Annotated in this window: 18 protein-coding genes; 4 read left to right on the plus strand and 14 right to left on the minus strand. The window is 37.9% G+C overall.

The window, feature by feature from the left end:
* Positions 1–155 precede the first annotated feature (155 nt).
* Positions 156–2,189 carry a methyl-accepting chemotaxis protein gene (locus tag ACTNEP_RS18780; protein WP_441163494.1) on the minus strand — a complete coding sequence of 678 codons (2,034 nt, stop codon included), beginning with the start codon at positions 2,187–2,189 and terminating at the stop codon, positions 156–158.
* Positions 2,190–2,498: 309 nt separating this feature from the next.
* Between ACTNEP_RS18780 and ACTNEP_RS18785 the strand changes: the two genes are divergently transcribed.
* On the plus strand, positions 2,499–3,428 hold the full coding sequence (locus ACTNEP_RS18785; RefSeq protein WP_441163495.1) for a RidA family protein: 930 nt from the start codon (positions 2,499–2,501) through the stop codon (positions 3,426–3,428).
* Positions 3,429–3,618: 190 nt separating this feature from the next.
* Here ACTNEP_RS18785 and yeiL read toward each other — a convergent pair whose 3' ends face one another.
* Positions 3,619–4,290: a transcriptional regulator YeiL gene (gene yeiL / locus ACTNEP_RS18790; protein WP_441163496.1), complete on the minus strand. Its 672-nt coding sequence runs from the start codon at positions 4,288–4,290 to the stop codon at positions 3,619–3,621.
* 80 nt (positions 4,291–4,370) lie between these two features.
* Here yeiL and ACTNEP_RS18795 point away from each other — a divergent pair, with 80 nt between their 5' ends.
* Positions 4,371–5,543 (plus strand): MFS transporter, encoded by a 1,173-nt coding sequence (locus ACTNEP_RS18795; protein WP_441163497.1) that lies wholly within the window; start codon positions 4,371–4,373, stop codon positions 5,541–5,543.
* A gap of 163 nt (positions 5,544–5,706) precedes the next feature.
* Here ACTNEP_RS18795 and ACTNEP_RS18800 read toward each other — a convergent pair whose 3' ends face one another.
* From ACTNEP_RS18800 to ACTNEP_RS18820, 5 genes are all read right to left on the minus strand, one after another.
* On the minus strand, positions 5,707–6,633 hold the full coding sequence (locus ACTNEP_RS18800; RefSeq protein ID WP_441163498.1) for an ABC transporter permease: 927 nt from the start codon (positions 6,631–6,633) through the stop codon (positions 5,707–5,709).
* 15 nt (positions 6,634–6,648) lie between these two features.
* Positions 6,649–7,650: an ABC transporter permease gene (locus ACTNEP_RS18805; protein WP_441163499.1), complete on the minus strand. Its 1,002-nt coding sequence runs from the start codon at positions 7,648–7,650 to the stop codon at positions 6,649–6,651.
* 210 nt (positions 7,651–7,860) lie between these two features.
* Positions 7,861–9,546, minus strand: a complete 1,686-nt coding sequence (locus ACTNEP_RS18810; protein ID WP_441163500.1) for an ABC transporter substrate-binding protein — start codon at positions 9,544–9,546, stop codon at positions 7,861–7,863.
* Positions 9,547–9,598: 52 nt separating this feature from the next.
* On the minus strand, positions 9,599–10,588 hold the full coding sequence (locus tag ACTNEP_RS18815; protein WP_441163501.1) for an ABC transporter ATP-binding protein: 990 nt from the start codon (positions 10,586–10,588) through the stop codon (positions 9,599–9,601).
* Positions 10,581–11,591, minus strand: a complete 1,011-nt coding sequence (locus tag ACTNEP_RS18820) for an ABC transporter ATP-binding protein (RefSeq protein ID WP_441163502.1) — start codon at positions 11,589–11,591, stop codon at positions 10,581–10,583. Before ACTNEP_RS18820 ends, ACTNEP_RS18815 begins: the two co-directional genes overlap by 8 nt.
* 773 nt (positions 11,592–12,364) lie before the next feature.
* Here ACTNEP_RS18820 and ACTNEP_RS18825 point away from each other — a divergent pair.
* Positions 12,365–13,486 carry a M14 family zinc carboxypeptidase gene (locus ACTNEP_RS18825; RefSeq protein WP_441163503.1) on the plus strand — a complete coding sequence of 374 codons (1,122 nt, stop codon included), beginning with the start codon at positions 12,365–12,367 and terminating at the stop codon, positions 13,484–13,486.
* An 88-nt stretch (positions 13,487–13,574) separates the two neighbouring features.
* On the opposite strand, the gene ACTNEP_RS18830 is transcribed toward ACTNEP_RS18825, so the two are convergent.
* The 5 genes from ACTNEP_RS18830 to ACTNEP_RS18850 are packed head-to-tail and all read right to left on the minus strand — an operon-like array spanning position 13,575 to position 17,684.
* Positions 13,575–14,186, minus strand: coding sequence for a response regulator (locus ACTNEP_RS18830; protein ID WP_441163504.1), 612 nt, complete (start codon positions 14,184–14,186; stop codon positions 13,575–13,577).
* The gene (locus tag ACTNEP_RS18835) at positions 14,183–15,274 is read right to left on the minus strand and encodes a sensor histidine kinase (protein ID WP_441163505.1); all 1,092 of its coding nucleotides are present in this window, start codon (positions 15,272–15,274) and stop codon (positions 14,183–14,185) included. The genes ACTNEP_RS18830 and ACTNEP_RS18835 overlap by 4 nt, the downstream gene beginning before the upstream one ends.
* Before the next feature lie 18 nt (positions 15,275–15,292).
* Positions 15,293–15,979 (minus strand): ABC transporter permease, encoded by a 687-nt coding sequence (locus ACTNEP_RS18840; RefSeq protein ID WP_441163506.1) that lies wholly within the window; start codon positions 15,977–15,979, stop codon positions 15,293–15,295.
* Positions 15,976–16,707 carry an ABC transporter permease gene (locus ACTNEP_RS18845; protein WP_441163507.1) on the minus strand — a complete coding sequence of 244 codons (732 nt, stop codon included), beginning with the start codon at positions 16,705–16,707 and terminating at the stop codon, positions 15,976–15,978. The genes ACTNEP_RS18840 and ACTNEP_RS18845 overlap by 4 nt, the downstream gene beginning before the upstream one ends.
* A complete protein-coding gene (locus ACTNEP_RS18850) occupies positions 16,704–17,684 on the minus strand; it encodes an ABC transporter ATP-binding protein (RefSeq protein ID WP_441163508.1) in 981 nt (326 codons plus the stop codon). Before ACTNEP_RS18850 ends, ACTNEP_RS18845 begins: the two co-directional genes overlap by 4 nt.
* A 196-nt stretch (positions 17,685–17,880) precedes the next feature.
* Here ACTNEP_RS18850 and ACTNEP_RS18855 point away from each other — a divergent pair, with 196 nt between their 5' ends.
* Complete coding sequence (locus tag ACTNEP_RS18855; RefSeq protein WP_441163509.1) at positions 17,881–18,300, plus strand: hypothetical protein; 420 nt, start codon at positions 17,881–17,883, stop codon at positions 18,298–18,300.
* Between the two features lie 68 nt (positions 18,301–18,368).
* Here ACTNEP_RS18855 and ACTNEP_RS18860 read toward each other — a convergent pair whose 3' ends face one another.
* Complete coding sequence (locus ACTNEP_RS18860) at positions 18,369–20,099, minus strand: ABC transporter ATP-binding protein (RefSeq protein ID WP_441163510.1); 1,731 nt, start codon at positions 20,097–20,099, stop codon at positions 18,369–18,371.
* 13 nt (positions 20,100–20,112) lie between these two features.
* Positions 20,113–20,898, minus strand: coding sequence for a MerR family transcriptional regulator (locus ACTNEP_RS18865; RefSeq protein ID WP_441163511.1), 786 nt, complete (start codon positions 20,896–20,898; stop codon positions 20,113–20,115).
* Positions 20,899–21,297 lie beyond the last annotated feature (399 nt).

Here is a 21,297-nt window from a genome sequence, read left to right on the forward strand (position 1 = left end):
GGTTTGTTTTTTGGTCTAAACAAAGTCTAACAAAATTAGGAGATTGCGTGTTTTTTTATGCCTAAAAAGTTATCAGAAAATTATCAGTACCCCAACATATATTTTAGAGCCATAATAAAAGAACGTTGATATCGGTCATCAACGTTCTTTACCCTTTAATATTTAAATTTTCCTATCACATTTTTAAGTTCTTGTGCCATCTTGCTTAATGTCTCAGCAGAGCCCGAAACTTCTTCCATAGAAGCATTTTGTTGTTCTGTGGAGGCAGCTACATTTTGTGTATTTCCGGCAGCTTGTTGTGCAACCTCTGACACTCCCTCTACCATTTTAGCCATATTCTGTGAACTACCATTCACATGTTTCACAATGTTAGAAACTTCTAATGCTTTAGTAGCGATCTGCTCTATTGATTCCGTAATATCCTTAAAGGTCTCCCCTGTTAACTGAACCATTTCAAGCCCTTCGTTAACGACAGAGGTTCCTTCCTCAATAGATTGTACCGCATTATCCGCCTCTGACTGCACTTCTTGAATAATGCTCTTTATTTTTCCTGCTGCTTCACCTGATTGTTCAGCTAATTTTCTTACTTCATCTGCAACAACGGCAAATCCTTCCCCATCTTTACCAGCACGTGCCGCTTCAATAGCTGCATTCAGTGCTAACAAGTTTGTTTGACCAGCTATATCTGTGATGAGCGTAACAATATTGCTAATCTCACTTGTTTTTTCACCTAATGAGTTCACTACTTCTGACGTATGTTGAACAGTGTTTTGAATCAAATTCATTTGCGCAACAGTCTTAGCTACAACTGCATTTCCATCAATTGCCTTCTCACTAGTGTTATTGGTTAATTGTGTAACCTGATTAACGTTATTCGCTGCTTGTTCCATTCTGCCAGAAATTTCTGTTGTTGCCTCAGCAAAGTCTGTTGCATTGTTTACTTGTATCTCTGCTCCAGCAGCAATTTCTTGTATCGCTGTAGAAATATGCTCAGCAGTTTGCTGTGTTTGCTCAGCACTCGCAGATAATTCCTCTGATGCCGATGATACTTCTTCAGAATTTTGCTGTACTTGGCCAATCAAGTTACGCAAGTTTTTCGTCATTTGATTGACTGAATCGGACAATTGCCCTAATTCATCCTGTGAGGAAATTGCCACTTCTTCTCGTAGATCCCCATCTGCTACCTTCTTCGTTGCTTTCATTAATCTGCTTAGAGGAATATGAATAGAACGAATAATTCCAAATACTATAATCATTCCAACTACTAACGAAATAATGATCAGTACAACTGTTGTCACATAGATGCCTTGGCTCGCTTTAGCTATTTCATCTCTATCAATGATACCAACTATTTTCCATCCAGTTTGTTCATTGGTTGTGAATATAGCCATTTCAGATATGCCATTAGATTCAAAGGTAAGATTTCCAGATTGCTCATTAATAACTTGATTGACAAATGGTTCGTCACTTTCCGTTCCAATTTCTTTTGTTGGATGAGTTAGATACTTTCCATCCTCATCTAAAATCAAAACATATCCATTTTGCCCTATTTGTATGTCATTTACTTGCTCTGCAAGGTTAGAGAGGCTTAATACAATACTGACTACGCCAATTCCATCCTCAGCAGCCTTGGACGGAACAACAATTATTTTTCCGTCTTGACTAATGATAGGACTGTTTACTAGTGCTGTTCCAGGGTTTGCTAAAGCATCTTGATACCAAGCACGCTCCCGAACATCAAAATCATCACTAAATTCCTGCTGTGGAGAATTTAATAACTGACCATCACCTGTCACATATTGAACATGATCATATTCTTTCTTAACAGCTTTAATCGGGTCCATAATACTTCTAATTTCTGGACTATCCATACCATCTACCATATTATCTTTAAGCGTGTTGGAGAGATAATTCAAATCCTCTATACTAGTCTCAATGAGTTGATTTAACTGACTATCTATAAAGGCAACTGAATTATTCGTACTATCAACGATTTGATTCGTGATTTCTTCATTTGCCTTTTGATAGGAAAAATAACCTAAGATGGTAGTCGGTAATAGTAAAATTACCAAAAAGGAAAAAATTAATCGATTTTTAATGGTTGTTGCTACTTTAAACTTACCTTTTAAACGGAAGCCTTGCTTGCTCTTTTTTATATTGGGCTTATTATAGCTCTCAGGGTGCTCCATATGTTTCTCCTCCTAAGTTGTATGAATACACTGAACTTGAGAAAATCACATTACATAGTATTTAATAGATAAATTGCACTAGTTAATACTAATTAATTTATGACAATTTGTAAAGAGAAAAGTTTATGTTCAAGCTATTGACGGAACATATATACCAATGAAACATAACATTTTAAAAAGAAAAAAGTTTATGATATAATTCGATTTTGTTATACATAAATAAGAAAAAAGACCTATTATATAAGTCTTTTTTTGAGTCTGAGGAAAATCCTCAGTCCATAATTCAATTTTAAAAAGGAGGAGTAAGAAATGAACAAGAAAAGCAGGATACAACGTTATAGTATAGTGACATTTTTATTATTTGTAGTCCTTTTGTTTGCTTTAACCCCTGTGTCTATTATGAAATCGAAGGAGTCTCCCAATGGAGTGAAAACTCTTTCTCCTGAAGGAGCGATCAACCCAACAGGAACTTGGGATCTTGGTACTCGTGTAGGAGATTTCGTATATATTGCTGGCATGCGTGGTATTGATCCTGATACCAATGAAATAGTGGAAGACCCTAAAGAAAGGGTGCGACAAGCATTCAAAAATATGGAACTTATTGCCGAATCAGAAGGAGCAAGTCTACAGGATGCAACTCGCCTTGTCGTGTATGTAACGGATATGTACCGCTATCGCCCAATTGTAAATGAGGTACAGGAGGAATTATGGGGAGATGGCCCTTACCCACCACGTACGATTATCGAGGTTGACCGTCTCAACCAGGATGATATTGTCGAAGTAGAAGGTACCTTCTATGCGCCAGAGGAAAAGTCTAAGCCTAACAAGAAAAAAGATACTACATCTAAAGGTGTGAAAACTCTTTCTCCTGAAGGGGCTATTGAACCAACAGGAACATGGAATCTTGGAACTTATGCTGGTGACAAAGTTTTTGTAGCTGGAATGCGTGGAATTGACCCTGAAACAAATACGCTAATTGACGATCCAAAAGAACGAATTCGACAAGCTTTTAAAAACATGGAGCTTATCGCAGAATCAGAAGGAGCAAGTCTTAAAGATGCTGCTCGTATTGTCGTTTATGTTACTGATATGTTCCGTTACCGTCCACTTGTAAATGAAGTACAAGAGGAGTTATGGGGAGACGGTCCATACCCGCCACGTACAATTGTGGAAGTCGATCGTTTAAATCAAGATGACATCTTCGAGGTAGAAGGAACATTTTATTCACCGAATAATTAATTTAGGAGGAGAGTCCTCTAGTTGTGATATGACTAGAGGACTTTCTTGCTATTGAGTCTCAATTTGCAAGAGATTTCTACTACCTTAAGATCGTCTTAGAGGACATGCACACAAGCTGTGTGATCATGTTATAATCCCATTAAAAACAACTATGCAAGTAGGTTATCTGCAATGTATGTGTGATAAGTAGTTATTTAATCTTCAACACTCCCGCCAACTCACATAAGGAATCATACTGCTTAATTTGATAGTTCCTGCCCACCTTTTGCAAGTAATTTTTCTCACAAAATTGTGTAAGGACATGCAATAAGTGCCGATAGGAGACACCTAAATAATCACATACTGTAACGTGTTTCTCCTTATAAATCCCTTTATCAGCAGTTTGTAAAATAAAATCTGCTAGCCTGTTCTCAAGAGGGAAAGCGAGACTTTGTGAATACTTTGTTGCCATAAGCGTAGATTTTACACTTAAAAATTTTGTTAATTCACCTAGAAACTTTACATCATTCAATAGTTGTGTACGATATCTATGGAAGGGAAGCGCAAGGCAAATCATTTTGGTTGATGCTTGAATGCCCTTTGTATAATACACATCATTTAATAATTCCATTTCTCCGATGTAATCCTTGGCATTGATAAAATTTATTAACGAAACTTTCCCATTTTGATGTGTTACATATATTTTGGCTTTTCCTTCTATTACATAAAACAAAAACTCCGGTCTAAAACCCTCTTGAATAATCCATTCATCTCGCTGGTATTCGCGAACTTCCGTAAATTCTTCAACTGGAATTGAAAATAGATGCCCTATTGAGTTATGTTCCAAAAACAACCGCTTTTTTTCACCTTTGTAAATTTCCATATTCCACCTCAAAATAGGAGATATCTCATATTATTTAATTCTATTTCCATGATACCATGCAAATGCTGAGGGGGATATCAATGAATACACAAAGATGGATGAGTAACCAGTTTTTTAGTTTTTATCTGACATGGGGGATATTTCTACCTTATTGGTCAGGGTGGATGATTTATACAAAAGGAATCACAGTCTCACAGGCTAGTTTAATCATGAGCTGTGGTTTAATTGCAAGAGGCTTGTCCACATTATTTGCCTTTCCTTATTTTTCAGAAAAGGTCAGCAGTAAGACACTATTAAATATTACAGGAATCGGTACAATAATTGCTCTACTTTGTTATATTCCAGCTAACTCTTTTAATAGTTTACTAGTCGTGACAATCCTTTTACACATTTTCTACCCAACTTTAATGCCTGCATTGGATAGTGTCGCTAGTATCCTTGTACAAAATAAACAATTACAGCACTACGGAAAAAGCAGACAATGGGGATCGATTGGATTTGTCTCGATCGGTATGATTTTAACCATTTTCACTGGTATTTTTGGTGAGGAAATTATCTTTTGGGCACTTTTACTTGGCATTATTGGCTTTTTGTATCTGGGCCTTATGCAAGCACCAGCTATTTTGTCAGTCAAACCAAAGACAGGCCAAACAAAAAAGGTAAGGCTGTTATCCTTGTTCCGGATCAAACACTTTGGCTTAGTACTGATTATTGTTATTTTATTACAGGCTGCACATGCAACTTACTATAATTATGGCTACATCTTCTTACAGGATATTCACACACCTGTATATCTAATCGGTGTCATTATCAATATTGCCGTTATTGCCGAAATAATCTTTTTCGCGATTGCGGATAAACACTTTAATAAGTATTCAGTTGGATCATTGCTAGCAATTGCTGCCTTAGGATCCACTATTCGTTGGATATTAGTATTCACCTTTCCAAACGTGATTGTTTTTAGTATTGCGCAAACCTTACATGCATGTTCATTCGCAATGGGGCATTATGCCTTTATGAAATACTTAATCAATAACATGCCACATGCACAGATACCGAAGGCACAAGGTATGTATTCTGCTTTCGCACTTAGCTGGAGTACTGCCGTGTTTACCATTTTCGGTGGCTATCTATATGAAATAGAACCAAGATATGCTTTTATCGGTATGGTTGCTTGTTCATTACCGGCATTGCTGATTGCGCTTGTATACCGTAAACTAGAAAATAGAAAAGAATCCGTCCTTTCTATTTAAACCTCTTTATTCGAAGGTGATAGGGGGCAGACTTTAACTGCCCCATACTCTTTGTAAACTACTCTCTTACGCGTCTTTATTACATGCCCACTGCTCTAATTACATTAACGACTCATTACTAGTCATTAATGATGGCTATTCGATTGGCCTGCAAAATGCCCTGTTAGCTCTTCATCTTTGGATCGAGGGCATCTCTTAATCCATCCCCAATCATGTTAAAACCTAACACCACTAGAATGATCGAAACCCCCGGAAAAAGCACAGTCCATGGAGCGCTTTGGATATACTGCCTAGAATCAGACAGCATCTTTCCCCATTCAGGAGTAGGAGCCTGTGCACCTAAACCGAGAAACCCTAGTGCAGCAGCCTCTAGAATCGCAGTACCAAAACTGAGTGTTGCTTGGACGATGATTGGCGCAATACTGTTAGGAAGGACATGGTGAAAAAGAATTCGACCATTTTTCATTCCTTGGGCTTTTGCTGCCATGATATACTCCTCTTGTCTGATCGAAATTACCTTTGACCGGACAAGACGCCCAAATATCGGAATATTAATAATGGCGATTGCAATTAGGGCATTCTGTAGAGATGGCCCCAGTATCGCAACGATAGCAATCGCTAATAAAATACTTGGGAAGGCTAGTAAAATATCAAAAATACGGGAGATCAACATATCAATTCTTCTACCAAAATAACCCGCAATGATACCGAGGAAAGTACCAAAAATGACTGCTCCAGTTACAGCAAAAAATCCAACCATTAATGAGATTCTAGCACCAAAGACAATACGAGTAAAAATATCACGACCTAAGTCATCTGTTCCAAACCAATGATCGGCAGAAGGACCAGAAAGACGATCGCCAACATTAATAGCATCAGATTCATACGGTGTCAGTAGCGGTGCAGTAATAGCTACTATTAAAAAAAATAAGATAATAAAGGTTCCTACCACGGCTAATTTATTTTTTTTCAACTGTCTGTAAGCATCTTTCCATGGAGAAACGGCCTCTATACTGTCAGTTTGAGATTCCCGTTTTTCCGGCTCTGGTATCGGAGCTTTTTTATTTAATTCTGTTGCTGGTTCCACCATCGTATCCCCCTTTACTTAGTATTTAATCCGAGGATCAATATAGCTGTAGAGTAAATCGACAATTAAATTAATCATGACAAATAGAAAAGCAATTACCAGAATACCTGACTGAATTACGGGATAATCACGCGTGCTAATGGCCTCATACACATATCTACCGATTCCAGGCCAGCTGAAAATTGTTTCCGTTAATATCGCTCCGCCAAGCAATGTGCCTGTTTGTAGACCAACAACTGTAAGTACGGGAATAACTGCATTTTTGAATCCATGCCGATAAATAACAGATAACGTTCCAGAGCCTTTTGCTTGTATCGTTCGGATATAATCGGACCGTAAGACTTCAAGCATACTGGACCTCGTCATCCGAGCAATAATTGCCATCGGAATGGTACCTAAGGCGATACCAGGCAGTACTAGGTGTTTAAAGGATGTCCACCATTGATCAGGCCTACCACTAATCAATGTATCGATTAAATAGAAATAGGTGGTTGTTTCCACCGGATCGCGTGGATCTCCTCTTCCAAAGGCAGGTAACCAACCCAATTCTTGCGAAAAAACCCATTGTTGCATCAAGCCTAGCCAAAAGATCGGCATCGATACTCCTATTAGTGCAATAATCATCGATAAATAATCGAACCAAGAATTTTGTTTCCACGCACTAATTATTCCTGCATTTACTCCTATTACTACTGCGAATACCATAGCAAAAACAGTCAGTTCCATTGTTGCAGCTAAATGAGGCCACAATTCCGATGAAATGGAATTATTTGTTCGAAGTGATGTGCCCAGATCTCCTTTGAGAATATCCAGGAGATAACTAAAATATTGAACATAAAAAGGTTCATTCAATCCTAATTGTTCTTCTAAATTTGCCAAAGCAGTTGCTGTTGCTTGATCTCCCAAAATGACTCTTGCCGGGTTTCCAGGTATGAGATAAATAATGGAGAAGGTAACAATCGACATCCCTAGTAAAACCGGAATAAGCATAAGCAATCTTCGCATGGTATAAGCAAGCATAGCGTTCACCTCTAACTTCCGTTAAACATATGTAAGGATTCTTTTAGGACTCATATTCATTTAGTTAATTGATAAAGAGAAAAAACAAAGCTATACGGTAAGACTTTGGTGATAAGCATCACATTTTCATTCAAAAAAAAGGAATAATGTAAGCAGGAGAGAAATGATTGCTATCAAATCTCTCCAACACTGCCCCATTAGGTATTACTATTAATCTGTCAATTCGACAAAAGTTAAAGGCTCACTTGTTGAAAGGTGCGGAACATAGTTATTCACTCGGTCACTACCAGCTAAAACTGGAACAGAGTGGACCAAAGGAATCATTGGTGTATCTTCATGAATTAATTCTAGTGCTTCTTGATAAAGAGCATCGCGCTCTCCTTCATCAACTGTCGTTCTTGCCTCTTCTAACAACGCATCAACGTCTGGATTAGAGTAGAAAGTGGAGTTATTTTCAGGAATACCAGCCGTACTTAATAAATTTCCTAGGAAATAATCAGAATCCCCATTTGTACCAGACCATCCAAGCATATAAACGTCTTGAGATCCCAAGGTCACTTCATCTAAATAAGTTGCCCACTCCATGGTAACAATACTTGCAGTCAATCCGATGTCCGCAAATTTCGCCTGTAATACTTCCGCGGCACGTTCTGCATCTGGCATATATGGACGTGCTACCGGCATTGCCCATAATTCAAACTCAAAACCATCTTCATATCCTGCTTCTGCAAGTAATTCTTTAGCCAACTCAGGGTCATACTCATATGGTTCAATGTCGTCATTGTATCCGAGATAGGCTGGTGGAAGTGGATTTTTCGCTGGCTCCGCTAATCCAGCAAATAAAAGCGTAATTAATTCTTCTTTATCTACGGCATGGTGCATTGCCTTACGAACCAATGGATCGCCAAAAGGCTCCTTTTCCACGTTGAAACCAAGATAACCGACGTTATTTGTCTCGCGTTCAAATACTTGTAGTCCAGGTTCATTTTGGATGGCTTCATAATCGTCTGGATTAAGACCGTCCATAATGTCAATTTCACCTGATCGTAAAGCAGTTAGACGAGCCGAATTATCAGGGATAACTTGGAAAATAACCTGGTCAAGCTTCGGATAACCTTCCATCCAATAATCCTCAAATTTTTCTAACGTAATCCTGTCATCTCTCTCCCAACTTACAAATTGGAAAGGACCTGTACCTACAGGGTTCTCGTCTATATCAGGACCAAACTCTTCTAGAGCAGCAGGTGAGGTAATCGCAAAATAACTCATTGCCATGTTCTGTAAAAATGCACCAAACGGCTCTTTTAACACGAATTCGATTTCATAATCGTTGATCACATTGATTTCTTCAATGATGTGTCCTTCATCACCTTTGAAGCCTCCAAATTGGTTTCCATAGACGCTATAGACATAATCATCGTCCGTAAAAGCGAATTCACTTTCTGGGTCAGACCAGCGATCGAAGTTGATCTTAACTGCTTCTGCATTAAAATCTGTTCCATCGTGGAATTTCACACCTTCACGTAAATAGAAAGTATACGTGCGATCATCATCGGAAACTTCCCAATCTTCTGCAAGGCTAGCTTCCACTTCAAAGGAATTTTCGCTAAATTTCAGCAATGATTCATAAATTTGTAAGGTAACACGCGAGGCTTCTCCATCTTGGGTACTTGCAAAGTCAAGACTTTGTGAGTCACCGCCACGAGCAAATATAAGTGTGCCGCCTTCTGCTCCAGATTCTTCATCAGCTGCTGTCTCATTTCCATCATCTTCTACTTCATTCACATCATTGTCGGCTTCCTCATTAGTAGAAGCGGCGTCATCCCCGTTACATGCTGCTAACAACATAACAAGCACCAAAGAAAGTAATAACATCCAAATAGCCCTTTTTTTCATTTGTCTTCCTCCTATTTCATTTTTCTATATATAACAACTTGGGTTCTGCCAGCTATTGATCGACAGTATTTTCGTTGTATAAATGACATGCTACAAAATGCTGATCCCTTATTTCCCGAAATTCTGGTCTAACTTGTTTACATATGTCCATGCATTCCGGACAGCGAGTATGAAAGGCGCATCCTGATGGTGGATTAGAAGGGCTTGGTACATCCCCTTCTAAAATAATTCTCTCTCTTTTAAAATCTGGATCTGGATCCGGAACAGCGGATAATAAAGATCTCGTATAAGGGTGGAGCGGATCATCATATAATGATTCATTATTCGCTAATTCGACCATTCGACCAAGGTACATAACTCCTACACGATGACTAATATGTTTGACCACGCTTAAATCGTGCGCAATAAATATGTAGGTTAAGCCGTATTGCTCCTGTAAATCTTCCATTAAATTTAAGATCTGTGCTTGAACGGAAACATCAAGGGCAGAAACAGGCTCATCACATATAATAAGCTTAGGATTCAGAATAAGTGCCCGAGCAATACCAATTCGCTGCCTCTGTCCACCACTAAATTGATGCGGATACCTAGAAGCGGCTTCAGCAGGTAAGCCTACAACTTCTAGTATTTCTCTTACCTTCTGTTTCCGTTCTTTCTTTGTACCAATGCCATGCACAATAAGTGGTTCACTGAGTATCTTTTCAATCTTATGGCGTGGGTTTAACGAAGCATATGGATCCTGAAAAATAATTTGCAGATCCCTACGCACTTGTCGCATTTCGTTGTCTTTCAAATTCGTAATATCTTTATCTTCAAAAATGATTTGTCCGTCTGTAGGATCTATTAAACGGAGTAAGGATTTACCGGTAGTAGATTTTCCACAACCAGATTCCCCGACGATGCCTAATACTTCTTTTTCGTAGACATCGAAGGAAACACCATCGACAGCTTTTACTTCTCCTGTTTTTCTCGCAAGCACTCCACCAGTAATGTCAAAATATTTCTTTAAGCCTTTTACTTGTAGTAGAGGTGTATTAGACATGTGCAACCTCTCCTTCCTTTTCATAGAGAAGGCAACGACAGGAGTGTCCCTCATTTATTTGTAATAGCTCTGGGTCTATCTGGCGACATCGCTTAAACACCAGTGGACAACGATCTGAAAAGCGGCATCCCAATTCAATAGAACCTGGCTTCGGGACTTGACCAGGTATGGAGTATAAACGTTGTTCCCGCTGGCTGATTTTTGGTAACGAACGAATAAGTCCTTGCGTATATGGATGCTTCGGTGATTGAAGGATGGTGCGAACATCTCCTTCTTCCACCACCTTCCCCGCGTACATAACAACGACGCGGTCACACATTTCTGCTACCACACCGAGGTCATGAGTAATAAGCATAATCGCAGTACCTTTATCTTTATTGAGCTTTTTCATCAGTTCTAAAATTTGTGCTTGGATCGTTACATCTAACGCGGTCGTCGGTTCATCAGCAATCAGCACTTCTGGATCACAGACCATCGAAATCGCGATCATCACCCGCTGTCGCATCCCTCCTGATAACTGATGTGGGAACTCATCAACAATTTGATCAGCTCTTGGAATACCAACAAGCTTTAACATCTCGATTGCTTTTGCTCTTGCTTGTTTTTTTGTTACTTTTTGGTGATTTCTTATTGCTTCCATTATTTGATCACCAATAGTAAAAAGTGGATCTAGGGAAGTCATTGGCTCCTGGAATATCATAGCAATTTGATTTCCCCTTATTTGTCTCATCCGCTTCTTACTAACGGTTACTAGATTTTCTTCTTCAAGAGAATCCAACTGTCTAAATAATATCTCACCACCGACTATTTTGCCGGGAGGGTTGGGCACCAATCCCATAACGGAAAGGGAAGTAGCGCTTTTTCCACATCCTGATTCTCCAACAATGCCTAGTACTTCTCCTTTATGGATGGCAAAGCTCACGTTGTCAACCGCAGGAATTTCTCCATTATCAGTAAAAAAATGGGTTTGTAATCCGTTGACTTCTAAAACCGGTTTATTCATGAAGGCCTCCTTACTACTTGTAAAGTTAGAAAATTGACATAGTCTTGAAAATGGGAAATCAAAAAGCAATATAAACAATAGATGAACTGCACCATAGTGCGAAAATGCTGTTAAGTGGATCTAGGGAGTTAATGACACATAATATGTAGAAGTTCTTATGCTTGTTGATGGTATCTTGATGGAGATGGATAGACAAACATCTATTTGTTTAATTTACATGATTGAGATAAATGAGGAAATAAAACCGTTAGATAACCTGACAAAAATAAACAAATAGTACTGTTCTGTTAAAAGAAGACTGACTGGATATCGATGATTAAAAGTAGCGAAATATGGTTAGGGTTTATTTGTCAACAGCAATAGGCTCATGGGATAAGCTCTTATTTATTTTACCTTTCATCGTTTGCCTGTTCTCTTTTCCAACTATGCCCTTCCTGCTTAAAGCGCGCGAAACGTTATTAGGTCGTTTCATTCATTTTTCACGATGTTACTTTTATAAAATTGGTAAAAGAGCTTATTCTCTCTCACCATTTTTCATTTTTTCATAGGTAGAATTAATTATCTGAACTTTCTGAAAAATGTAGATCCAGAATTTCACAGGGACATATACCTGTTTAACGGTTACTTCCTATTAGTCAACTATGAAATTAGGACAATCTGGGGATATTTTACTTTGATGTATTGGATTATACTTATTCCCAATAGAATGGTTGATTGCTAGATTAATTTCAACAATTCTTATCGTTTAACCATATTTAAGGGAGGTAATTTTTTTGCGTAAATTATTTATTTTATTAGTGAGTATCTGTTTGTTATTAAGTATCTTTCCTTCTCCTGTATTTGTCAAGGGGAAATATCCATCTACTGAAGGGAATACGAATATTTCTAGTATTATCACGTATGATGAGATGATCAAGGAACTGAAAGCCCTGGAAAAAAGAAGTAAAGGTGAATTAGAAGTTTTTACGTTAGCTGATTTAGGCTATGAATATAGCAAAAGTGAGCAAAATCGCGACTTATATGTCGCCAAAATGGGAAATGGCCCAGAAAAAGTGTGGATACAAGGGAGAATCCACGGAAATGAGCCATATGGAACGGAAGCTTCTTTGCAGTTACTTAAAATGTATGTTAGCAACCAAAAACCGGAATACCGCAAAGTGTTAGAAGAACTTACTCTATATTTCATCCCTATGTATAATCCTGATGGAAGTGAAATGAATATTCGGCATACTTTATTAAAGGAGAGCGGTGACAGAGTTGATTTAAATCGAGATTGGGTAGAAGGAGGATTTCAAGCAGTTGAATCTAAAGCTTGGTACAGCTACTGGGCAGATGTAAAACCAGACTTCGGAATTGATATTCACCATCAAGGGTTAAAAACCAATTCGGAAACAGGTGAAGCGATAACGATGTCGCTTGGTATTTCATTAGCTCCTGATGGGCCAACTCTACCTAACATTAAAGATGGCTTATATGAAGATCTTACACGACAAATGCAAGTATATGTGTATGATGCTATAAAAGATTATGGATATACGAATATTGATCGATATACGACAGGTAACAGTAGTAATGGCTTTACCGAAATTGATATTCACGGTGGTGTGAGCTCCGCTATGATGCTTGGGCTTAACTATAACAACTTAAACGAAGAGAATCATAGTCACCCATCTATTTTCTTTGAAACGTCTGGAAATACGAGTGATGGAAATCTGGGGCAACGTGCACGAGGTCATAATATTCGACAGAATGCACTAGGCATCCAAAGCCTGCTCTATGGATTAGCATCCAAGGAAGTATATGAAGTTAATCCCGAAAGATGGGAGGAGATCCCTCGACCGGATATTATTGGCTATCAAACGGATCATTCCGGTTTTATTCCTTCAGGGCATTAAGTATTCTCAAGCCCGATTAAGGTAAGTAATGAAAGGAAGAGACTGTTTCATTGGATCACCTCATTTCGTGAATCATGAAACAGTCTTTTCATTGTTGCTTCCTTTGCCAGTAATAAATCGCCAATTGTGTTCTATCTCGAATTTCTAATTTATCTAAAATGACCGAGAGCATATTTCGCACAGTACCTACACTAAGGAAAAGTTGTTCAGCTATTTCTTTATTCGAAAGGCCTTGAGCAACTAGTTCAGCAATATCTGTTTCTCTTTCTGTTAAACCTTCCAATGCCTTTGTATCAGGTTCCATGATGGTTTTTAAGACATCATTAGCTAAGATCGTCGAACCTGGTTTTAACGCCTTGATTTGATCAGCCATGCTTTCAATGGAAGCAGACTTTAATAAATAGCCCTCTGCTCCAGCCTTTAATGCGAGTCTAATATTTTTCTCATCGCGAAATGTAGTTAACATCATAATTTGTATCGATGGCCATTGTTTTTTTATTTTCCTTGTGCTCTCAATGCCATCCATCAAGGGCATTTGGATATCCATTAAAATTACATCTGGTTGTTCTTTTTGACAACATTCAATCGCTTCTTGCCCATTTGCAGCGATATGAACAACTGTCAAATCCTTTTCTTTTCCTAAGAGTAACTGTAAACTTTGACAAACAAGTGGATCATCATCAACAATTAGAACCTTCATTTGTTTACCCTCTCTTTATCTAATGGAATAACACAAACAACTAGAAAACCATTCTCTCGACTAATAGATAAGCTCCCTCCCATAGCACGGGATCGCATTTGTAGGCTCCTTAATCCACTTCCTGTATGACTCGATTTACTAATGGTACCATTATCCTGAATGGAGAGACGCACAATCGTTTCTGTCACCTGTAAATCTACCTTCACTTTTGTCGCATTACTGTGTCGGGATACATTCGTTAGCGTTTCCTTTAAACAAGCCTCTAATAGCTTCCAGATATGGGCTAGAACGAGTTGCATATTGCCCGATTTTTGAAAATTGACTGCGACCTGTTGATAGTTTTGCACAATATTCTCTAAATTTTCCACACCAATCCATGTAATGGGGGTCATATTATGGACGGTATCCCTTAAGGTTTTCGTACTACGCTCTAAACGGTTTCTAACTTCTTGCATCAGTTGCTGTGCTTCTTGAGGGTCCTCCACCAACTCATAAGCCTGTATAGCTAGTGATGCACCCGTTAAATCATGGCCTAAATGATCGTGTAGTTCTCTTGATATCCGATACCTTTCCATGATTTCTGCTTCTTGATAAATCGATTGATTAGCTTCTAATAAACCATTCTTTATTCTTTCTAGCTCATACCTCTCCCGGCGCAGCTCATCTGCTTCTAATCTATCTATCTCTTGATTTTTTAATGTAATAGATGAGAAGACACCAAAAAATAATGCCTGCAAATAAAACCAAAACAACAAGTTCCCAGGGGAGGACGGAAAGAATACCCCCGTAAAGAATAAAAGAGATAATAACCATCTTTTCTTTAACGAAAGTTCAAAAATAGGCAATGCTAATCCATAGAAACTAATAACCGTACTCTGGAAAAACAAGAGGCATATCATCGTATCCAGTAATACGGACCAAGCCGGAAAGGTAAAGCGCCACCGTAAACTTGTCATGATCAGTAAAAGGAGAATCAGGATGAAAGAATGCACTGTTGTATCGGAAATAATCCATAAATGCAGCAGGAAGCCTATATTTAGAAAGCGCCAACTATTCACATATAGCTTTGGTTCTTTGAATATCTTCATCCTGATCCCCTCGCCTTATTAATAGATTTTTCTTATGCTGCCAATTATGAGAAAAATCACTGTATACAACCATAGTACACCAATAATTAGTAGGAAATCGAGGATATCTTCTCCAAAAACAATCCAATCTAGCCCTTCTGTTAGCCAGAAAGTCGGAAAAATAACGGCAATACTTTTTAATAGATCAGGGAATATTTCTATTGGTATCATTAATCCACCAAGTAAGACTATTAAGAAGATGAGTGACATATAAACAAGAAAGGATATCTCTTTCCTACGATAAATCGAAATCCATGCCAAGGCAATAGCAAGCGAAGCAAAACTAAAGGATATATATAAAAGTAACAACCAGAGTGGCTGATATAGCTCTTGGCCAAAAAGGACGCCTCCAAACACGACAATCATGCATTGCACACTCAAAATAATGACATAGGCTAATAGATTTTGGCTTAAATAGTGAAAATGGGTAATAGGCGTCACTGCTAAGCGTTTCACTACTCCTTTTACACGATCCTCGAGAATAATCGTTGCCAAACGTATACCAATGAATAAAATCAGAATACCAAAATATTGATAGCCATATGGAAGGAAGGGCCAAACATCCCCTTCAGGTAAAAAAATACAAGCTATTGGAAAAAGCGTGAGTAATATAATATTCGTTTTATCACGAAGACTTCTTTTCAATGCAAACTGAAAAATCGTCATGAAATCCTCCTCCTACCTAGCATAAGCATAACGATAAATAAGATAACAATCGCAACTAAGAGAATATTCGCTAAAAACCAAGCCTCTCCTGGATTAGATCGGTTCATTTCATCTATAGCCCCTAATGATAACGTTAGCGGATTACCATAGGATCCGAAAAAATCAAAAAATGCATTCTCAGGCATAGGAAAAAATAATCCCGCTAATACAATAAAGCCCACACCATATACTTCACTTAATCGTTCCGCTATTTTAAAGTTTTTTACAGAGAAGGTGAAGATTAGACAGACAATAACAGACAAAATGGCCATTAAGAAAAGAACATAGATCGTCCATATCCAATGCTCCCAAACAACCCCTAAAACAAATTGCGTATATGCCATTAACATAACTCCTAGAAATAGTGAAAAAATAGTTCCACACATCATGATGGAGAAAGCATACATTATGCTATTAAAGGGTATCGAATATAGTCGAAATTTAGTTGCTGTAAAGAAGTCATTATAAATATAAGACATGACAATCGCACCACCAAATAGCTGAAATACAAGCACTAATGTCATGGCATTTTCATTTGTATACGGTACTCCTGCTTCTGTAACAGCACCTTCTAGAATAAAAGAAAATACCGTAATCAAAATAATCGGGACGACAAGGAGTAGTAATAAAACGATATAATTCCTTAGCATTCTTAATGCTGTAAATTTAACAGTTGAAAGAACTCTCATGATCCTTCCCCCTCATCCCTTAACTGCTTTCCTGTTAGCGTTAAAAAGACATCTTCCAAATCTGGTTTATCAGCATGGATTCCAAGCACCCCTGCATGCTCCTTCACAACGGAGATAATTCGATCTAAATTACCCGCATTAAACGCTGAAATAATAGTGATTTGACTTCCAGATACCATCACATTTTTTACTCCAGCAATATCTTTTAGGTCATTCACAGGAATCTTCCCTGGATCGGTCACATCGATCTTGATCTTTTCTTCATGCTGGACCGTTTGAATTAACTCCTCAACCGTACCTTCTTTAATGATTTGACCTTGATCCATGATCACTACCCTGGAAGCAATCGTCTGAACCTCCTCCATATAGTGGGTTGTATATAAAATCGTTGTACCATTCTCTCTTAATTTTTTTACTGCTTCTAAAATATAATTTCTTGACTGTGGATCAATACCAACAGTTGGTTCATCCATAATGAGGAGCTTTGGCTGATGTGTCAGCGCACAAGCAATATTTAACCGCCGTTTCATTCCTCCAGAAAACTTGGTAGGGAACTTACCCCCTTTATCTCCTAATCCGACAAATTCGAGTGCTTCTTCTACTCTTTTTTTCTTCTCATTGCCTTTTAATCCATAGACTCCAGCAAAGAATTGTAAATTTTCCTTTACTGTCAACTCTTCAAATACCGTAATCTCCTGGGTAACAAGACCAATTCTTTCCTTATTTTGATGGGAGAATGGATTTTTAGACTGTCCAAAAAGTTCTAGACTCCCTCTTTCAAAAGGGATCATTCCTGTTAATGTTTGAATCAACGTCGTTTTCCCTGCCCCGTTAGGACCAAGTAAACCGACAATTTCCCCTTCATAAATATCAAGATCAATATAGTCAAGTACTACGTCAGAACCATACCGTTTCACTACGCCTTGCATAGAAGCAATCGTCACTATGCTCACCCTTTCATTTATTGTTACTTCCATTATTCCATATCCATTTTTCATGCATAGTTACTTTTGTCATTAAATATAATAATTGGTGCAGAGCTGCTATTTACAAGCGCTAATTGTTTAGACCCTGTAAAAAAGTCCTAAATATCTCAGGGTTTATAGCTTGTAGCACCCAACCGTGATAGTATTATAATACGCCTATAAAAGTCGAAGGAAAGGAGTGGTAATCGTGAATGAATATGGTGATCTTCTGTATAAGTCTAAAACAGACAGTAGAAAGAACGGGATTGTATTTGCAATTTTAGGTATTCTTGCTTTTGTTGGGGCGAATTTTATTTATGCTAAAGCAATGCTTATTATCATTGGCGTTATTTTCTTACTGATTGGCTTATATCTACTTTTATTCAAGCGTCATGAAAGCATCTCGATATATACGCATGCCATTGTGTTAAATTTGAGAGAAAAAAAGATTGTTAAAAAAGAAGACATTGAACATATTACGTATGAAAAAGTGAAAACTCGCAAAAGCCCTGTCGCCAGTTATTATCCGGTTCTCGGTTTAAAGAATGGAGACCGAGTGTTGATTAATGTAGCGTTTAACGATGTAATAAATAAAGACTTTGAGGCAGTGATAAAATCATATTTATAGATGGATGTAACATAAAAAGTCGCAGTTAATGGAACTACGACTTTTTTGATTTAAGCTGTTGCAAAATCTTATGTTAATTGCTGTTCTGCAAACTCTCTATATAAAGCATGTTGATCTACTAGTTCCTGGTGGGTACCAGTTCCGGTTACTTTACCATTTTCGATAAAAATAATCTTGTCAGCATTCACAATGGTTGATAGTCGATGGGCAATAACAAAAGCGGTTCGCCCTTCCATTAACCTTGTCAACGCTGCTTGAACAATTCCCTCTGACTGACTGTCTAAACTGGCTGTTGCTTCATCCATCATTAAAATTTTAGGATTTCGCAAAAATGCTCTTGCTATATTAATCCGCTGCCTTTGACCTCCAGAAAGTTTAATTCCTCTTTCCCCGACTTCGGTATCTAAACCTTGATTAAATTCTTTGATAAATCCGTCTGCATAGGCCATTTTCGCAACTTCCCATAACTGTTCATCTTGAATACGCTCAGCTTCAGGCATGCCATAGGTTAAATTCTCACGAATAGTCCCTGCCATAATCGCACTTTCTTGAGATACATAACCGATTTGACTGCGCCATGACGATAAAGATAGTTGGTGAATAGGTGTATCTCCAACTAAAATTTCACCAGAGTCCGGCAGATAATACCTTTCGATCAAGGCGAATATCGTTGACTTCCCACCACCACTCGGACCTGCAAAAGCAATCATTTCCCCAGGATTTGCGTTAAAGGATACATTTTGTAGGACTGTTTCTCCTTCCTCGTAGGTAAACGAAACATCGGAAACAATGATTGGTTGATTGGATATATCCATCTCGATTCCATCCTGTCCGCTCTCATCAGATAAATGAAGAATATCAATAATTCTTTCTGTTGCTCCTTTAGCCTTCTGTAATTGGGTGAAGAACATCGCAAAAGAAGTAATTGGGAAGATAATTTGAAATAGATATAGTAAAAACGCTACTAGTGAACCTGTAGACATCGATCCTTCCGCAACGCGAATTCCCCCATAACCAATAATTATAACGATAACCATCATCATCACTGTATACATAATGGGGCCAATCAATGCAAAAATACGTGCTTCCTTTAATCCAAATTGAAATAAACGAGTAATACCTGCTTCTCCCTTTTGTTTCTCCACGGATTCAGCAGTAGATGCTTTCATTAAACGAATTTCACTGATTGTCTGTTGAATCGATCCTGTGAATGTTGCTGTTTCATCCTGTAGTCCTCGAGATACTTTCGCCATTTTAGACCCTAATGGAATCATTACTGCCATTGTAACAGGTACAGATACCAGCATAATCAACGTCATTTTCCAATCCATAATAAGTAAAATAGTGATGGCTCCAATAATAGAAATAATCCCACTAATAAATTGAGGAAAATGCTGGGTAATTAAATCTTTTACGATTCCGGTATCGTTCACAACCCGGCTAACGGATTCCCCACTTGCCTGTTTATCAAAGTAACGAATCGGAAGACGGATCAGCTTTCCCCACATACTCTCACGTAGCCTTGCGACAATCTTCTGCCCGACATATGCCAGTAAATAGGTAGATACACCATCAGTAACTGCCTGTAAAATAAACACAGCTGCAATGGCAATAATAATTCCTGTACTTAACGATTCAAATGAAAAGCCATCAACCAGTTCACCAGTCAGAATCGGTATTGTCAATCCAATCAGCGTTGTAATAATACTTCCTATTAACCCGAAAGTTAATGCTAGTTTAGGAATATTGGTTGATTGTATCAGTAATAGAAAAGGTTTTAATCCTTGATTATTTTTCATATTTTTATAGCTCCTACTCATTTTCATTATCTGGCTCATAATAGCTCATTTTCTCAAAGTAATAATCCATTGCTTGTATTAACCATTCTTCCTCTTCTTTGGTAAATGGGGTTGTAACCAACTCCTCTAGTTCACTTAAGTTTTCTATTTCTACATTCATTTTTCCCAATTCTGCCAGAACGTCTTCTCCTATAAATGTTAAGACTGCTTCCATGTAAGATTTAACTAGTTTCTGTACTTCTTTGTCCTCAACAGCTTTTCCATATAACTTTTTTAACCCTTTTGCTACTTTGATATACTCTTTATCAATCGCTATTTTTTCTTCCTCAGATCTTTGGTCAAAGATCTCTGCCACTTCCGCTAATTGGTATTTCCTCAACCATTCTTTCTGGTGCTGTTCTGTCTGCATATTGCTAATTAATGTCAATAATACAGAACTATCTACTTCTCTTTCATCCTCCAGAATAGTGATCGTCCTTCTTATGGCAGCTAATGACCTTTCAATATGGGCTTTTTCTTCTTCTAACTTTTGCATGTGGAGATTTAGTGTGCTATTTAAGCTTACTGTAAAGCTTGATTGATGTAACAGTTCACTTATTTTCTCCAAACTATAGCCAAGGAATTTTAGGCTAACAATTTTCTGCAATGTAATAATATCTTCATCCTTATACATACGATGACCAGAACTTGAATGCTTTTCAGGCTGAAGCAGACCAATTTCATCATAATAATGAAGGGTTCTAATCGATATACCAGTTCGCTTAGAAAATTCCCCAATCAAGTAAGTTTGATTTGTCATGATAATCTTCCCTCTCCAGTTCTTACATCCAATTATAATACCTCACGTAACTGTAGGTGCAATACTTTTTTAGAAAAAACATGGTGACGTAAATGAGCTGACTTATGTATGGAGTGACTTATGTACGGTACTAAGGACAGATTCTCTAGATGTCCTGCTGCTATATGTAGGGATTGATAGCTTCGGAGTATATGCATTATACGATGATAGTCATTGTAACGGACTGTATTCCAGCTTTTGGATAAATTTCAAAAGCTAATAAGGGTACCACTGTTAGTATATAGGTGAGCGGTACCCTTATCAAAGAAAAACTAAATGTGCTATGAAATTAATATCTATTTATCAGTTCTTCAAATTGTGAAAAAAATAGCCAAACAAAGGGATGATATCCTATACACA

The sequence above is a fragment of the Gracilibacillus sp. HCP3S3_G5_2 genome, assembly GCF_052063305.1.
Taxonomy (GTDB): domain Bacteria; phylum Bacillota; class Bacilli; order Bacillales; family Amphibacillaceae; genus Gracilibacillus.

Coding starts and splice junctions, on each gene's coding strand:
- ACTNEP_RS18780 (WP_441163494.1), bottom strand. CDS start 2,189: ATGGAGCACCCTGAGAGCTATAATAAGCCCAATATAAAAAAGAGCAAG.
- ACTNEP_RS18785 (WP_441163495.1), top strand. CDS start 2,499: ATGAACAAGAAAAGCAGGATACAACGTTATAGTATAGTGACATTTTTA.
- yeiL (WP_441163496.1), bottom strand. CDS start 4,290: ATGGAAATTTACAAAGGTGAAAAAAAGCGGTTGTTTTTGGAACATAAC.
- ACTNEP_RS18795 (WP_441163497.1), top strand. CDS start 4,371: ATGAATACACAAAGATGGATGAGTAACCAGTTTTTTAGTTTTTATCTG.
- ACTNEP_RS18800 (WP_441163498.1), bottom strand. CDS start 6,633: ATGGTGGAACCAGCAACAGAATTAAATAAAAAAGCTCCGATACCAGAG.
- ACTNEP_RS18805 (WP_441163499.1), bottom strand. CDS start 7,650: ATGCTTGCTTATACCATGCGAAGATTGCTTATGCTTATTCCGGTTTTA.
- ACTNEP_RS18810 (WP_441163500.1), bottom strand. CDS start 9,546: ATGAAAAAAAGGGCTATTTGGATGTTATTACTTTCTTTGGTGCTTGTT.
- ACTNEP_RS18815 (WP_441163501.1), bottom strand. CDS start 10,588: ATGTCTAATACACCTCTACTACAAGTAAAAGGCTTAAAGAAATATTTT.
- ACTNEP_RS18820 (WP_441163502.1), bottom strand. CDS start 11,591: ATGAATAAACCGGTTTTAGAAGTCAACGGATTACAAACCCATTTTTTT.
- ACTNEP_RS18830 (WP_441163504.1), bottom strand. CDS start 14,186: ATGAAGGTTCTAATTGTTGATGATGATCCACTTGTTTGTCAAAGTTTA.
- ACTNEP_RS18835 (WP_441163505.1), bottom strand. CDS start 15,274: ATGAAGATATTCAAAGAACCAAAGCTATATGTGAATAGTTGGCGCTTT.
- ACTNEP_RS18840 (WP_441163506.1), bottom strand. CDS start 15,979: ATGACGATTTTTCAGTTTGCATTGAAAAGAAGTCTTCGTGATAAAACG.
- ACTNEP_RS18845 (WP_441163507.1), bottom strand. CDS start 16,707: ATGAGAGTTCTTTCAACTGTTAAATTTACAGCATTAAGAATGCTAAGG.
- ACTNEP_RS18850 (WP_441163508.1), bottom strand. CDS start 17,684: ATGGAAGTAACAATAAATGAAAGGGTGAGCATAGTGACGATTGCTTCT.
- ACTNEP_RS18860 (WP_441163510.1), bottom strand. CDS start 20,099: ATGAAAAATAATCAAGGATTAAAACCTTTTCTATTACTGATACAATCA.
- ACTNEP_RS18865 (WP_441163511.1), bottom strand. CDS start 20,898: ATGACAAATCAAACTTACTTGATTGGGGAATTTTCTAAGCGAACTGGT.